Source organism: Magnetospira sp. QH-2 (assembly GCF_000968135.1).
GTDB lineage: Bacteria > Pseudomonadota > Alphaproteobacteria > Rhodospirillales > Magnetospiraceae > Magnetospira.
This window is the reverse complement of record NZ_FO538765.1, coordinates 1798737-1813519: the sequence shown is the minus strand read 5'-3', so window position 1 is coordinate 1813519 and position 14783 is coordinate 1798737. Positions and strand designations below refer to the sequence as shown.

The window sequence follows — 14783 nt, the reverse complement described above, 5'->3', positions numbered from 1 at the left end:
AAGAGAGAGTGACAGGGCATGGTTCATATTAGAAAACGCTGGGGCGCTCTCCTCCCAACGGAGCAGAGCGCCCATGCGGTGTTATTTATTGGCGAAGTAGTCCTTGGTGATCTTAAAGATGACCGGGCTGAGCAGCAGCAAGGCGATCAGATTGGGCAGCGCCATCAGACCATTGAGCACATCCGCCAAATTCCACAACGTGGTCAGACTGGCCATGGCGCCGATGGGAACCGCGATCACCCAAAGCACCCGATAGGGCCAGATAATCTTGGTGCCGAACAAATACTCCGCGCAGCGCTCACCATAAAGCGACCAGCCAAGAATGGTGGTAAAGGCAAATACGATCAGCCCGAAAGTCACCACATAGCTGCCAAAACCGGGCAGGCCCAGTTCGAAGGCATGGGTGGAAAGCTCGGCCCCGGTCTTGCCGGAATCCCAAGCCCCGGTCATGACGATCACCAAAGCGGTCATGGAGCAAATAATGATGGTATCGATGAAGGTGCCCAACATCCCGATGGTGCCTTGGCGCACCGGATCGTTTGTCTTGGCCGCCGCATGAGCGATGGGCGCGGTGCCCAGGCCGGCTTCGTTGGAGAAGACGCCGCGCGCCACGCCAAAACGAATAGCCAGCCAGATGGTGGATCCGGCAAAACCGCCCGTTGCCGCGGTGCCGGTAAAGGCATCGCTGACGATCGTCGCCAGGGCGGCGGGCAACATCTCTATATTGGTAATGATGATGGCAAAGGCGCCGACGAAATAAACCACGGCCATGAACGGCACCAGCTTGCCCGCCACTTCGGCCAGGACTTTGACGCCACCAAATATAACCAGGAACGTCAGGGCGGCGAGCACGACCCCCGTTGCCACTTCCGGCACACCGAAATTCGCCTTGGCGGCTTGTGCCACCGAGTTGGCCTGAATGGTATTGCCAATGCCGAAGGCGGCGATGGTACCGAACAGGGCGAACAGGAACGCCAACCACTTCCATTTCTCGCCCAGGCCGTTGCGGATGTAGTACATGGGCCCGCCCACATAGTTGCCCAGTTCATCCACTTCCCGGTATTTCACGGCCAACACGGCCTCGCCATACTTGGTGGCCATGCCCAGCAATGCCGTCATCCACATCCAAAACACCGCGCCCGGTCCGCCAAGAAAGATGGCCGTGGCCACACCGGCGATATTGCCGGTGCCCACCGTGGCCGCCATGGCGGTCATCAGGGCGTTGAACGGTGAGATCTGTCCATCGCCCTCGCCCGCCCGCCCCTTCCACATCTGGACAAAGGCATAGCCCAGCCGTCGGATGGTCATGAACTTCAAGCCGATCGTCAGAAACAGTCCGGTGCCCAGCAGCAGCACCAGCATCACCGGTCCCCAGACAACGCCGCCGACGGCCCCGAGAATATCGTTAAAAGCGTCCATGGCCCGCACCCTCGCTCATCGCTATGGTTGGAAAAAGATTGCGACAGATTAGGCGCCCGATGGGGACGGCGCAAGCGCACGAAAAAGGGCGCCGCCATGATCGGCAGCGCCCTGATTAACCTGTGACGTGGCAGGAGACTTAGCGCTTGGAGAACTGGAAGCTCCGGCGGGCCTTGGCACGACCGTACTTCTTCCTCTCGACCACGCGGCTGTCGCGGGTCAGGAAGCCGCCCTTCTTGAGCACCGGGCGAAGCTCCGGCTCAAACAGGGTCATGGCCTTGGATATGCCGTGGCGCACGGCACCGGCCTGGCCGGACAGGCCACCGCCGGTCACGGTAGCGACCACGTCGAACTGATCCTTGCGACCTGCCACTTCGAAAGGCTGGTTGATGATCATGCGCAGCACCGGACGGGCGAAATAGACTTCCAACTCGCGACCGTTGACGATGATACGACCGGAACCGGGCTTGACCCACACACGGGCAATGGCGTTCTTGCGCTTGCCGGTGGCATAGGAACGGCCCTGGGCATCGACCTTGCGTTCGGCGGTCGGCTGGGCAACGGACTCGGTGGTGACTGCGGCCCCGCCGAGGTCCTTCAGGTCATCAAGGGTTTTGGTTTCCTCGGACATGCCTTAGGCACTCCTCTTGTTCTTCGGGTTCAGCGCGGCAACATCAAGCAGCTCGGGCTGCTGTGCCTCGTGGGGATGCTCGGGACCAGCATAGACATGCAGCTTTTTCAGCTGCTTGCGGCCCAGCGGATTGCGACTGACCATGCGCTCCACGGCCTTGGAGACCACCCGTTCCGGATGATTGCCGTCCAGGATCTTGTCCATGGTGCGGGACTTCAGGCCGCCCGGGTGGCCGGTATGCCAATAAAAGACCTTCTCGGTCCGCTTGCGACCGGTGAGCTTCACCTTCTCGGCATTGATGACAACGATATGATCACCGCAATCGATATGCGGCGTATAAAGGGGCTTGTGCTTGCCCCGCAGACGGGTGGCGACCAGGGCGGCCAGGCGCCCCAACACCACATCCTCGGCGTCGATAAGGACCCACTTGGCGTCCACATCGGCAGGTTTGGCGGAATAGGTCTTCATCTCGGTCCTATCGGCTATGCACCCGATCCCTTCGACCGGGGGCTGGAAACAAAAACGGGCCGCCGAAATCCGACAGCTCTCGTGGCCGCGCAGTATGGCGATTATGGATTGGGTGTCAACGACTTTATTTCATTTAATTTCAAATACTTGCAGCATTGGTACCACGATACCTTTGCAATAACCCTTTAGAAACATAGCGTTAGACGGTATTCGCACACTGTATTTTTGGGGCAAGGTTGGCATATTCCTCGGGCCGTGCGCCAAAATTCATCGCTTTCTAACCTTCTTGGGTGTTGAATGGGGGCCAACATGTGCATTATGTAACCCTTACCTACCGCACGATACATCGGGAATAGCCACCAAATGGCTCAGTTTGCATGGAGCGAGGAATACAGCGTTGGTATCCATAGCCTGGATACGGACCATGACCTGTTGATCGGCCTGATCGGGCAGTTGCAGGAAGCGGCGTCCGATTCCAATGAGCGGTTGGACAACGTGACCAGTATCCTCAACGCCATTCAAGATTACACGGATTACCATTTCTCCCGCGAAGAAGCCCTGATGGCCGCCTGCCGGTATCCCGAACTGGACGAGCACTTGAAAGCTCATGCGGCCATCCGTCGGGATCTGGCTCAGCATGCCGCTGACATCAGCGCCACGGGAGATAGCTACGACTATGCTTCCCTGTTCGCCTTCCTGTCCAAGGCCTTCCTTGATCACCTTCTAGATGAAGACAAGGCCTACGAACCTTACATGGCGGCACGGCGGGATGCGGTCTTGCAGGCCAATGAAGACTTCGTCAACAAGGATTCCCATGAGGACGTCCTGTTCGTCGAGGCGGACTGACCCCCTCCTTTAAGGGAGATTGCCCATGGACGCGCCACTCATACTGCGCGAAGACCGAGACTCGGTTCGCACCCTCACCCTCAACCGCCCCAATGCCTTCAATGCCCTTTCCATGGACATGGTTCAGGCCCTTTTCGAAGCGGTGAGCGAAACCGCCGCGGATGAGTCTGTTCGTGTCGTCGTGCTGGCCGCCGACGGGCGGGCCTTTTGCGCCGGCCATGACCTGAAGGAGATCAACGCCCAAAAGGATCGGGACTTCTGCCACGAGTTGTTCCGGCGGTTCGGCGAGGTGATGGTGGCCATGACCCGCATGCCCCAGCCCGTCATTGCCCGGGTCCATGGCCTGACCACCGCGGCAGGCTGCCAGTTGGTGGCTCAGTGCGATCTAGCGGTAGCCGCCCAAGATACCCGCTTTGCCACGTCGGGGGTTTCCGTAGGCCTGTTCTGTTCCGCCCCGGGGGTCGCCGTGGTGCGCAACATGCCGCGCAAACCAGCGCTTGAAATGCTGCTGACCGGTGATTTCATCGACGCCGAGGCCGCATTGGAGCTGGGCCTGCTCAATCGCGTGGTGCCGACTGAGGAACTGGACGATGCGGTTCAGGAACTGGCCGATAAGATCATCGCCAAACCGGCCCGCGCCATCGCGCTTGGCAAACAGGCCTTTTATCGCCAATCGGAATCGACGCTGCAAGAAGCCTATGCCATTGCTGCCGAAGCCATGGCCGATACGGTCATGACCGAAGATACCCAGGCTGGAATCGATGCCTTCGTGGGCAAACGGCCCATGCCCGAATGGAAAGGACGCTGACCTCATGCTCGACGACAACGGAATCCGCGATCTTTTGAAAGAAATCAAGGTTATCGCCCTGGTCGGTGCCTCACCCAAGGCGGAGCGCCCCAGTTTTCAAGTGATGCAGTTTCTACAAAACAAGGGGTATCGGGTGATCCCGGTAAACCCGGGGCTGGCCGGTCAGATCCTCAATGGCGAAACCGTTGTCGGCTCGCTGGCCGAGGTCCCTGCCCCTTGCGACATGGTGGATATCTTCCGCGCACCCGAAGCCGCGGGCATGGTCAGTGACGAAGCGGTGCGTCTCGCGGCAGAGAAAGGCTTTAAGGCGGTCTGGATGCAACTCAACATCCGTCACGACGAAGCGGCGGCACGGGCCGAAGCGGCGGGCCTCTCGGTGGTCATGGACCGCTGCCCCAAGATCGAGTACCCGCGACTGGTTGGCTGACCCATTTCAAGCCTATTGGCAAAACTCAGGCACTAACAGGCTGCTGAAACAGTGTTGTCCTACGGCCCGCCTCGCCCTTCGACAAGCTCAGGGTGAGGCTAACCTATTGAAAATTAAAAGGCCCTAAGACTTTAGATGATCACTTCCTCAGCGCAGGAAATACAGCGGTCCTTGCCGCTGTTCTTTGCTTGATACATGCGCCGGTCGGCCAGATCGACCAATTTCGGCCAGTCCTCCTGATTGTCTGCGACACGTTCCGCCATGCCCATACTGGCGGTCACGGGTGCGCCGTCAGGACGCTCTCCCAGGCCGCTTTCCCTGATTCTTTGGGCCACCAATTTGGCCCCAGCGGCATCGGTATTGGGGAGCACGACCAAGAATTCCTCTCCGCCCCAGCGCACCAAAGTATCTCCGCGCCGCAGGTTTTGTTTCAGGTGTTCAGCGGTATTGCGCAACACGGCATCCCCGGCTTCGTGTCCAAATTGATCGTTGACGCTCTTGAAGTTGTCCACGTCCAGGAAAGCAACCCCCAACGGCTGCTCCTGCATGACCGATACGCGAAACTGCAGATCCAGCGTTTCGGCACCGCTGCGACGGGTGAAAGCCTCGGTCAAAGGATCATGGATGGCCCGGTTGACCAGGGCGATCATATAGTGAAGCTGGCTCATTCCCGAGACCGCCGAAACCCCCAGCACCAGGAACATCAGCCAGAGGGGCGCGATCAATCCATAGGCATCACCGCCACTCAAATGTAGGGTTCCCCCCGCAATGGCAGCCATCATGGGCAATCCAACGATCAGCACCTCGACGGCGGTCAGGGGAAAGACGCTTAAGCCAGCCACGACGATAAAAGGCAGCAGGCCATAGCCCAGGGTGACGGCATTCCCGAGGGCTCCGAACTCCTTGCTGTCGAGAAGTATCAAACTGGCCACATAAAACACGATGGGCATGGACAGCATGATCAACAGCATCCGTCGCCCGGTTCGGCAGGGGTCCAAAGAGGGTGCGCGCGGCCAGGCCAAAGCAACGAAGGCCAAACAACTCGCCAACCGCAAGACAGCGAGAATGCCCCAGGTGGGCCAGGGATAGGCCCAGGCATCGATCGAGATCCAAAGGGGCGTCAGGACGGCAAATATGGCGGAAACCAGCTGCACCCGCCCGATGACCAATTGACCTCGGTGGCGGTTCACATGAGTTGAATGGTACCGGCGCGAAACAAGGTCCATCATCTGCTCCCGGCTCATGCGGATGCTGGACAACAAATGATCTTTCAGCGATTGGGGTTCATTTCCATCTATATTATTGATTTTATTGATTTCCGGATCCATGGATTTTCCCGATTAGAGTCGTTTATCTGATTTCAGAAGAGAGGCAAATTCATCCGGCGGCAGGGGGCGACTGAAATAGAATCCTTGCATTTCGTCACACCATTGTTGGCGCAGAAATCCCAGTTGATCTTCAGTCTCAACCCCTTCCGCCGTGACCTTCAACCCAAGACTTTGGCCAATGGCCACCACAGCCCCCGCCAAGGAACTCCCCTGCCCATCCTCTCCAATATCGGCAATAAAGGAGCGGTCGATCTTCAGACCATCCAAGGGCAGGGATTGAAGATAGCTCAGAGAAGAATAGCCGGTCCCGAAATCATCGATCGTCACGCGGATACCCATATCCCGCAACGCGCTGAAGATACGGACCACTTCGTCCATTTGCTCCATGATCACCCGCTCGGTAATTTCCAGTTCGAGATCACGGGGATCCAGGCCTGAATCCTCCAATGCCTTCTTGACCGTTTCCACGAAGTCGCCTTCGTGCAATTGCAACGGCGAAAGATTCACCGCCACCTTGAAGTATGGCAGCCCCTCTTTTTGCCAACTGCGCACTTGGAAACAGGTGCTCCTCAAGACCCATCGGCCGAGATCGACGATCATGCCTGTTTCCTCGGCCACGGGAATGAACTTATCCGGCGTAATCATCCCGCCAGGACCGAACCAGCGGATCAGGGCCTCCGCACCCGTGATCCGACCAGACCTCAAGTCGATCTTTGGCTGGTAGTACGTGACAAAGTTTTCCTCGCTCAAGGCCCGCCGGAGACGGTTCTCAAGGATCAGCCTCTCTTGAGCCACAACATTCATTTCATCCAAGAAGTATTGGAAACTATTGCGACCTTGAGTCTTGGCATGAAAGGCTGCGGTGTCAGCGCTGCGGATCAGGTCCGCGGCGGTCAAACCGTCGCGGGGAAACATCGCGATACCGATGCTGGAGGTCACGACCACCTCGTGATCGGAGCCCTCAAGATCAATCGGACGGCAAACGGCGGCCTGAATGGCCCGGGCGGTCTCGGCGGCCTCGTCCAGATCCGTGGAGGGCAACAAGACCAAAAACTCGTCGCCACCAGGACGGGCCAATGTGGCTTTGTCCGGCAGGTGATCCAGAATGGCTCGGCTGACCCGGACCAGCAAAGCATCGCCCGAGGCATGGCCCATGCTGTCGTTGATGACCTTGAACTGGTCCAGATCCATATACATCATGGCGACTTGCGAATCATGGCGGGTCGCAGTCACCAGAGCTTCTCGCAATCGCTCTTGAAACAAAACTCTGTTGGGCAGGCCGGTCAGGGTATCGTAATAGGCCTGGAAGCGGATCTTCTCTTCGTCTTCTTTCTGCCGGGTCGCATCACGCACCATAATCAGGTAGTGGGCCAGCCGACCGTCGTCATCGTGGATCGCCAGAATGGTCCTCTGTTCGGGATAGACCTCACCATTCTTCCGGCAGCCCCAAGTCTCGCCTTCCCACCGCCCCTCTTGCCGCACTACCTCCCACATTCGAAACAAAAACACATCACTTTCCCGGCGGGCGCCGAAACGGTCGATGCCCTGCCCCATCATCTCTTCGCTCTCGTATCCAGTGATCGCGGAATAGGCGGGATTGACGGCAATAACCCTGAACTCGATATCACAAAGCAAAATACCTTCGGCTGCGTTGTGGAACACGGTTTCCGACAAATTGATCGCCTGGACCGCTTGCCGTTGCCGGGAAATGTCTTCCACGACCCAAATGGCGCCCTTGCTCGGATCGCCAGGATTCACCCGTTTGCCCCGATAGCGCACATGAAAGGACTCGCCATTCTTGCCTCGAATGTGGGAATCCCCCTCGGAGAATCCCCTATCTCGAAGCTCCCGCGACGACTGGCGGCGAACGCGGGCGTATTCCTCATCATCAACATAAAGGGCTCGCACATCCTGGCCGACCAGTTCCTCGACCGAGAATCCCATCCATTGGGCCATGGTCTCGTTCATCCAGCGAACTTTGCCATGGGTCACATGAAGAATACCCACATCCGTATTCTCCAGCACCAATCTTTGATCGGCCAATAACTGCTCGCGATGCCGCGACAAATTCCGCTCGATGGCGAGGCGCTTTTCCTGATGGCGAAGATAGATCGTGGAAATGATGGTCAACAGCCCCGCAACCGTCGCAATGGACAAGGCATGCCCCACGTCCTCCGAATCCCGGTAGACCATGGCGCCACCCCCCAGGGTCAATACGGCCCCGAGAACGGCGGTCAGACGGGATCCGCGCAAGGCTTTGCTTGGTATTTTTTCCACAGGGCGGCTTCCTGATATCACTTCAAAAACGACTGTAGTGCATGCGGAAGCGGACGGAAACCCCGCGTCGTCCCACCCTCCATCTTTTGCCATATCTGGAAACCTAAACCAGGTCCTGAAATAATCCCCTCGGCGGGAACCGAGTCGGCGTTCCCAAATCCACCGAGAGGCTTTCATGATCCCCCCCTACGGCCCAACTCTGAAGTATCAACCGGAACTGGAATGCATGGACAGGCCCGCCCTGACCCAATTGCAAACCGAGCGGCTGCGCTGGACCGTCGGCCACGCCTATGAGAATGTCTCCCATACGCGCAAAAGCATGGACGCCAGGGGGGTCACGCCCAACCACATCAAATGCCTGGCGGATATCCGCCACCTGCCGTTCACGGTCAAAAACGATCTGCGAACCCACTACCCCTTCGGCCTTTTCGCCGTGCCCCGTGAAAAAGTGATCCGCCTGCATGCCTCTTCGGGCACCACCGGCACACCGACCGTGGTTGGCTATACCCGGGACGACCTGGACATGTGGGCTGATCTGATGGCGCGCTCGCTGGCTTGTGCCGGGGCACGTCCAGGGGATGTGGTACACAATGCCCTGGGATACGGCCTGTTTACCGGTGGCTTGGGATTCCATGGTGGCGCCGAGCGCCTGGGATGCACGGTCACCCCCATTTCCGGCGGTGGCACCGAGCGCCAGATCAAGCTGCTGCGGGATTTCGGCGCCCAGGTGTTGATCGCCACCCCCTCCTACGCCCTGCATTTGGCCGAAGCGGCGGCCCTCCAAGGGGAGCCCCTGGCCGATGGTCCCTTGCACGCCGCCCCCCTCGGTGGCGAGCCTTGGACGGATTCCCTGCGCCGTCAACTGGACGAGATGCTTGGCCTACAAAGCGTTGATTCTTACGGACTATCCGAGATCATCGGGCCCGGAGTGGCCATGGAGTGCCGTGACGCCCGGGATGGCGCGCACGGTTGGGAAGACGCCTTTTTATTCGAAATCATCGATCCCGAAAGCGGCGAACCGTTGCCCGTGGGCGAAACCGGCGAACTGGTCATCACCACGTTGACCAAACAGGCCCTGCCGATGATCCGCTATCGCACCCGGGATATCACCAGCCTGACCGACGAGCCTTGTGCCTGTGGCCGAACCCATCTCCGCATCCGCCGCGTCACCGGACGCAATGACGACATGCTGATTATTCGTGGCGTCAACATGTTCCCCACTCAAGTGGAAGCCCTGTTGGTGGGCATGGAGGACTTGGCCCCCCACTACCAGTTGGTTGTCCGCCGCGATGGCACCATGGACAATCTCACCATCGAGGCGGAGGCCCGCCCCGATGTTTCCGCCGATGACTACCCCAAGATCGCCAAGAAAGTCGAAAACCATATCAAGACGATGATCGGCGTATCCTGCCGGGCCATGGTGAAGGAGCCCGGCGCGGTGCCGCGCTCGGAAGGAAAGGCGGTAAGGGTGCGTGATTTACGCGGAAGCGGCAAAGACTAACCGGCCGGAAAGACTCTTTCGCGCGCCCCGGCGATTCACGCGGCCAACGGCAAGGTGAAGTGGAAGCTCGAGCCGCCGTCGGGATTGGCATCAATCCAGATCCGGCCTCCGTCGGTTTCGATGATCTTTTTGCAAATACTGAGGCCAACGCCAGACCCGCCGCCATAGGCCTCCTTGGCGTGAAGCCGTTGGAACATACGGAAAACCTTGTCCGAATACGCCGGGTCGATCCCGATGCCATTGTCTCGAACAGTGAACTGGGCCATCCCCCGACGTTCCGCGGCCGTCACCTCAACACTCAGCGGCCTATCGGCGCTTCGATATTTCAGGGCGTTGCCAAGAAGATTGTCCATCAAGCGGTCCATTTCGATCTCCACGGCCTGGACGGTCGGCAAATCTCCGGCAGTGATCGAGCCTTGAGATTCTTTTATGGCGGTCTCCAAATTGTGGATCGCGCCTTCGACGACCTTATTCATATCAACCGAAGCGGACTCCTCGGCTTTTTTGCCGATCTGGGAATAGTGCAGGATCCCTTGAATCAAGCGGTCCATGCGGGTGGCACCCTCGGTGACGAAATGGAAATACTCGGTAATCTCTGGATCGTCGATCCCGGTCAGTTTTCGTTCAATGAGCTCGATGAAGCTGGTGATGGTTCGCAGGGGTTCGCGCAGATCATGAGAAGTCACCTGGGCGAACTGATTGAGTTCCTCGTTACTGATGCGCAGGGCTTCCTCGCGATCGCGCAGGCGGGAAATATTGGAAAAGACACAGACATAGTTGAGCAAACGACCATTTTCACCTTTGACGGCGTTGATGGTCAGGAACTCGGGATAAGCGCCGTCGTCCTTGCGTTGATTCCAGATCTCGCCTTGCCACATGCCGGTCTTTTGGAGCTGTTCCCACATGTCCACATAGAAAGCCCGGTCGTGGCGCCCCGATGATAAAATGCGCGGGGTCAGGCCCAGGGCATCACTTTCCGAGTAATGGGTGATGTCGGTAAAGGCCTGGTTGACGAAGACAATGACCTCGTTGGGATCGGTGATCATCACCGCTTCGCTACTATGCTGGATCACGTTGCCCAACAATTGCAGGCGTCTTGCGGTCCGACGGGACTCGGTGACGTCGGTGAGGGTACAGAATATCTGTGCGGAAGCATCATCAGTTCCAACCCATCGGCTATCCATCTGCACCAGGCGCGGGGTATCTTGCGGATGGGCAAGGGTCACCTCGCAGGAGCTGGGGAAAGCGCTTCCTTTCACGCTCTTTAAATGGAGGTAGATCGTATCGCGATCGGATTCGGCGACGATGCGGGGATAGGAAGAGCCGATCAGGTCGATGCGATCCTTTTCCAACCAGCCCGCAATGGTCAGATTGGCGGTCACGATTTGCCCTGTCTCGTTGAGGGTCAGGTAGCCCACCGGGGCGAAATCATACAAGTCGGTATATTGATCTCTGATTCTCTCAAGGTCTGCCTGGGTCCGGCGCAGTTCCTCCCCCTGCATTTCCAACTCGACCTGATGCACCACAAGTTCATGCACCAAGTCCTGAACCTGCTCCCGGGACATGAGGTTCAGGTCACGGTCAACAATATGCCGACTGAGGGCATCCTCTGCCCGTTCGCGCAGTAGGCGTGCCTGGGCCGTTGACTCGGTCATCCACTGGGACCCTTCAAAACTATTCTTTAGAATGATGATAACACCTTCGCAGGCTAAAGGCACACGAAACGTATATATAAAATAACAATTGAGTCCGGAGACCATGAATACTATGCGGCGCTAACAGGCTGCCGAAAAAGTCCTATTTCGAGCCTGTGGCGACAGATGCTTCGACAAGCTCAGCATGAGGGTTTTTGAACTTTCAACTTGTTCGCCTCACCCTGAGCTTGTCGAAGGGCGAGGCGGGCCGTCGAACAACACTTGTTCAGCAGCCTGCTAAAGTCCGATTTCGAGCCTGTGGCGACAGATGCTTCGACAAGCTCAGCATGAGGGCCTTTGAACTTTCAACTTGTTCGCCTCACCCTGAGCTTGTCGAAGGGCGAGGCAGGCCGTCGAACAACACTTGTTCAGCAGCCTGTTAGAGCCTTTCGCGTTCGGTGGTGGCCACGGCCCAGGGTTTGTTGCTCTCATCAAACAACAAAGATGCGCTCACGGAAACACGCAGGACTTGGCCTTCCTGGGTCAGTCGCTGGGCCTCGAAGGGTGCGGGTTTCTTGCCCTTGGCCAGTTGGCTGAGCAGCTTGTCGTGGTCCGCGCGCCCGTCTGGTGGAACAAAAAGCCGGAAATCCGCTTCAAGGGCCAGGACCTCCGAGCAGCCATAGAGCTTTTCCGCCCCATTATTCCAGGCCAGGATCTTGCCGCTCAGATCCTGCAAGACAATTGCGTCGGAGGCCTGTTGAACCACCACGGCCAATCGGGATTCCGCTTCGAGCAGGCGCACTCGGGTAATGTCCACAAAGGTCAGAACCACACCCTCAATCACGTTGTCCAAGGTCCGATAAGGCAGGATACGGATCAAATACCACTTGCCGTCCTTGGAGCGGACTTCCCGATCCATGGGCACCAGGTTGTCCAGCACCGTCCGCGCATCGTTGACCAATTCATCGTATTCCAGGTTTGAGACCGTATGGGCCAGCGGACGCCCCACATCGCCATCGATCAAGTGAATGACATCGGCCGATGACGGCGTGAACCGGGTGATACAGAGGTGCAAATCCAAAAACACGGTGCCAACCTTCGTGGCGGCGAGCAGGTTGTTCATGTCGTTGTTGGACCGGGTCAGTTCGCTGACCTTGCTTTCCAACTCGGCATTGACCGTGGCCAGTTCTTCGTTCACCGACTGAAGCTCTTCTTTCGAAGTCACATGCTCTTCGTTGATGCTTTGCAGTTCCTCGTTGGAGGACTGAAGTTCCTCGTTGGTGGATTTCAGCTCCTCGTTGGAGGTCTCCATTTCTTCGATGCTGGTTTGCAGGTATTCCCGGGTATTGCGCAGTTCCCGCTTTAGTTCATCAACCACCTGTTGGGACTCGGGCACGGTTTGCTCCGGGTCCATGGAGGGAAGCGGCGATACTTCCTTGAACACCACCAGAATCAATCCGGCCAGGGCTTCGGGTTCGGTGATTGGACGAACCAGCAGATCGATGGGTTGCTCATCCCCGTTTGTGCGGACCCTCAGTCCTTCGTACAGGACCTCTTGGCCATGGTTGATCGCCTTGCGCACGGCGGTGGCCAATTCCACCGACAGGCCCGGGCGGGCCATGGCCAGAATGTTTGTTGTCGCTTCGCCCGGGGCCGGTTCCAGATACCTGCCCGTATGGCCATGAATAAAGACGATCTGGGAATGACGGTCGATGACCACGCAGGCCGGAGACAGCTCCGAGAGCAGCGTGCTTTCCACCCAGGTTCGCACGTTGACCGGTGCTTTCGGCGGTTTCTCCGCGGCGACAACCGGCACCAAATCGGCCAAGGCGGGCGGTGAGATATTCAGCAATCTCGGCTGTTTGGTGCCGGCGCTGGTGCTGCGGTAGATCTTGGCTTTGCGATCAACGGTCTGGAAATGGGTGGTAAACTCGCCGATGGTTTCCGAATTGCCGAGAAACAAGTACCCCTCGGGCTTGAGGGCATAGTGATACATGGGGATGACCCGCCGTTGCAGGGCTGCCCCCATATAGATCAACAAGTTACGACAGCAGACTAGGTCCAAGCGTGAAAATGGCGGATCCTTGACCACATTTTGCTCGGCAAACACCAACATGTCCCGAATCGCGCCCTTGACCCGATATCCGGCATTCTCGGAAGTAAAATAGCGCCGGAGCAGATCGGCGGGGACGTCTTTGGCAATGCTCGGAGAAAACAGGCCGCCACGAGCGGTCTCGATGGCTTTGCCGTCAATATCGGTACCAAACACCTGAATACTGACATTGGCATCCCGCCGCCTTTGTTCTTCTTGCAGAAGGATGGCGATGGAATAGGCTTCCTCGCCGGTGGAACAGCCCACGACCCAGACCCGCAGTTCATCATCGTTGGCGCGTTTGTCAAAAAGAGCGGGAATAACCTTGTCGATCAGCACCGCAAAGGCTTCCGGATCACGGAAGAAACGGGTCACGCCAATGAGGAGTTCCTTGAACAAAATAGTCCGTTCGGCCGCATTATGCTGCAAATGGCGGACATAGTCGGATGGCTGTTCAATCTGCTGGACCGACATCCGGCGCCGGATGCGCCGCAGCAAGGTTCGGGGTTTGTAATCGGAAAAATCGTGGCCGGTGTGGTTGCGCACCAAGGTGGTAATCTTGGCCAGGGTCTCCTCATCTATTCCCGCCTCGTCGGTCATGATCGAAGCCGCGGTTCCGGGGCGCTGGAATGCCCAGATATCCACGAGCTTGTCGCCCATGTCCAAAGGATCGAGAATCAGATCCGCCAGTTTGGTTTCGATGGCCGACCGGGGCATGCCGTCAAATTTGGCGGTCAAAGGATCTTGGACCAGGACTATTCCACCCTCGGCCTTGACATCGCGCAGGCCCGACGTGCCATCGCTGGCGGTGCCGGATAGAATGATGGCCACGGCCTGTTCCCCCCGCTCCATGGCCAAGGAACGGAAAAACACGTCGATGGGATGCCGCAGGCCGGGCTCTTCTGATAACTCGAACAGCTCCAGGTGACCCTTGGCGATCATCAGTTCATGATTGGACGGGATCACATAGACCTGATTGGGTTCCACCAGCATATGGTCGGTCACGGCCTGGACCGGCATCGGGGTCATGCGCGCCAGCAATTCCGGCAGATCGGTGGGCCGCTTCGGATCCAAATGCTGGACGAAGATATAAGCCGCCCCTGAATCCGCCGCCACGCCTTTGAAAAAAGCCTGTGCCGCTTCCAGCCCGCCTGCCGACGCACCGATCCCGACGACGGGAAAAGCCATCGGATTGGCAGGCGACAGATCACTGTTCGTCGCGGACGGCGTTGGCTCTTTCCGTGGGGATTTGGTCACTGTCTTGCCGGGCTTGCGTGGTGCGCCGTTTTTTCGGGCTGGCATGGCGGTTGGTTCCCTTTTAACGCAAGGCGTTTCAGGAAATCGAGTCTAAC

11 protein-coding genes are annotated in these 14783 nt (G+C 58.0%); 4 read left to right on the top strand and 7 right to left on the bottom strand.

Annotated features, from left to right (window positions below; translation table 11 throughout):
• Positions 1-81: 81 nt before the first annotated feature.
• The 3 genes from MGMAQ_RS08525 to rplM all read right to left on the bottom strand — a co-directional run bounded on the left by MGMAQ_RS08525 (position 82) and on the right by rplM (position 2518).
• Entirely contained in the window at positions 82-1419 is a 1338-nt protein-coding gene (locus tag MGMAQ_RS08525; protein ID WP_046021200.1) for a sodium:alanine symporter family protein, read from the bottom strand.
• 139 nt (positions 1420-1558) lie between these two features.
• Positions 1559-2050 carry a 30S ribosomal protein S9 gene (rpsI, locus tag MGMAQ_RS08520; RefSeq protein ID WP_046021199.1) on the bottom strand — a complete coding sequence of 164 codons (492 nt, stop codon included), beginning with the start codon at positions 2048-2050 and terminating at the stop codon, positions 1559-1561.
• 3 nt (positions 2051-2053) lie between these two features.
• On the bottom strand, positions 2054-2518 hold the full coding sequence (rplM, locus tag MGMAQ_RS08515) for a 50S ribosomal protein L13 (protein ID WP_046021198.1): 465 nt from the start codon (positions 2516-2518) through the stop codon (positions 2054-2056).
• Positions 2519-2881: 363 nt separating this feature from the next.
• On the opposite strand from rplM, the gene MGMAQ_RS19530 reads away from it, so the two are divergent.
• From MGMAQ_RS19530 to MGMAQ_RS08500, 3 genes are read left to right on the top strand one after another with little or no spacing between them, the layout of a single operon-like run.
• Positions 2882-3364 (top strand): bacteriohemerythrin, encoded by a 483-nt coding sequence (locus MGMAQ_RS19530; RefSeq protein ID WP_052716260.1) that lies wholly within the window; start codon positions 2882-2884, stop codon positions 3362-3364.
• Positions 3365-3389: 25 nt separating this feature from the next.
• Entirely contained in the window at positions 3390-4172 is a 783-nt protein-coding gene (locus MGMAQ_RS08505) for an enoyl-CoA hydratase (protein WP_046021197.1), read from the top strand.
• A 4-nt stretch (positions 4173-4176) separates the two neighbouring features.
• Positions 4177-4599, top strand: coding sequence for a CoA-binding protein (locus tag MGMAQ_RS08500; protein WP_046021196.1), 423 nt, complete (start codon positions 4177-4179; stop codon positions 4597-4599).
• 131 nt (positions 4600-4730) lie between these two features.
• On the opposite strand, the gene MGMAQ_RS08495 is transcribed toward MGMAQ_RS08500, so the two are convergent.
• On the bottom strand, positions 4731-5858 hold the full coding sequence (locus tag MGMAQ_RS08495) for a diguanylate cyclase (RefSeq protein WP_158498817.1): 1128 nt from the start codon (positions 5856-5858) through the stop codon (positions 4731-4733).
• A gap of 81 nt (positions 5859-5939) precedes the next feature.
• The gene (locus tag MGMAQ_RS08490) at positions 5940-8204 is read right to left on the bottom strand and encodes a bifunctional diguanylate cyclase/phosphodiesterase (protein WP_052716257.1); all 2265 of its coding nucleotides are present in this window, start codon (positions 8202-8204) and stop codon (positions 5940-5942) included.
• A 175-nt stretch (positions 8205-8379) separates the two neighbouring features.
• Between MGMAQ_RS08490 and MGMAQ_RS08485 the strand changes: the two genes are divergently transcribed.
• Positions 8380-9705 carry a phenylacetate--CoA ligase family protein gene (locus MGMAQ_RS08485; protein ID WP_046021195.1) on the top strand — a complete coding sequence of 442 codons (1326 nt, stop codon included), beginning with the start codon at positions 8380-8382 and terminating at the stop codon, positions 9703-9705.
• Positions 9706-9740: 35 nt separating this feature from the next.
• On the opposite strand, the gene MGMAQ_RS08480 is transcribed toward MGMAQ_RS08485, so the two are convergent.
• Positions 9741-11360 (bottom strand): ATP-binding protein, encoded by a 1620-nt coding sequence (locus MGMAQ_RS08480; protein ID WP_046021194.1) that lies wholly within the window; start codon positions 11358-11360, stop codon positions 9741-9743.
• Between the two features lie 418 nt (positions 11361-11778).
• Positions 11779-14733 carry a CheR family methyltransferase gene (locus MGMAQ_RS08475; protein ID WP_052716256.1) on the bottom strand — a complete coding sequence of 985 codons (2955 nt, stop codon included), beginning with the start codon at positions 14731-14733 and terminating at the stop codon, positions 11779-11781.
• Positions 14734-14783: the final 50 nt, after the last annotated feature.

Excerpts from the sequence above, each read along its gene's own strand:
- MGMAQ_RS08475 (WP_052716256.1), bottom strand. The coding sequence starts at position 14,733 with ATGCCAGCCCGAAAAAACGGCGCACCACGCAAGCCCGGCAAGACAGTG.
- rplM (WP_046021198.1), bottom strand. The coding sequence starts at position 2,518 with ATGAAGACCTATTCCGCCAAACCTGCCGATGTGGACGCCAAGTGGGTC.
- rpsI (WP_046021199.1), bottom strand. The coding sequence starts at position 2,050 with ATGTCCGAGGAAACCAAAACCCTTGATGACCTGAAGGACCTCGGCGGG.
- MGMAQ_RS08505 (WP_046021197.1), top strand. The coding sequence starts at position 3,390 with ATGGACGCGCCACTCATACTGCGCGAAGACCGAGACTCGGTTCGCACC.
- MGMAQ_RS19530 (WP_052716260.1), top strand. The coding sequence starts at position 2,882 with ATGGCTCAGTTTGCATGGAGCGAGGAATACAGCGTTGGTATCCATAGC.
- MGMAQ_RS08480 (WP_046021194.1), bottom strand. The coding sequence starts at position 11,360 with ATGACCGAGTCAACGGCCCAGGCACGCCTACTGCGCGAACGGGCAGAG.
- MGMAQ_RS08485 (WP_046021195.1), top strand. The coding sequence starts at position 8,380 with ATGATCCCCCCCTACGGCCCAACTCTGAAGTATCAACCGGAACTGGAA.
- MGMAQ_RS08500 (WP_046021196.1), top strand. The coding sequence starts at position 4,177 with ATGCTCGACGACAACGGAATCCGCGATCTTTTGAAAGAAATCAAGGTT.
- MGMAQ_RS08525 (WP_046021200.1), bottom strand. The coding sequence starts at position 1,419 with ATGGACGCTTTTAACGATATTCTCGGGGCCGTCGGCGGCGTTGTCTGG.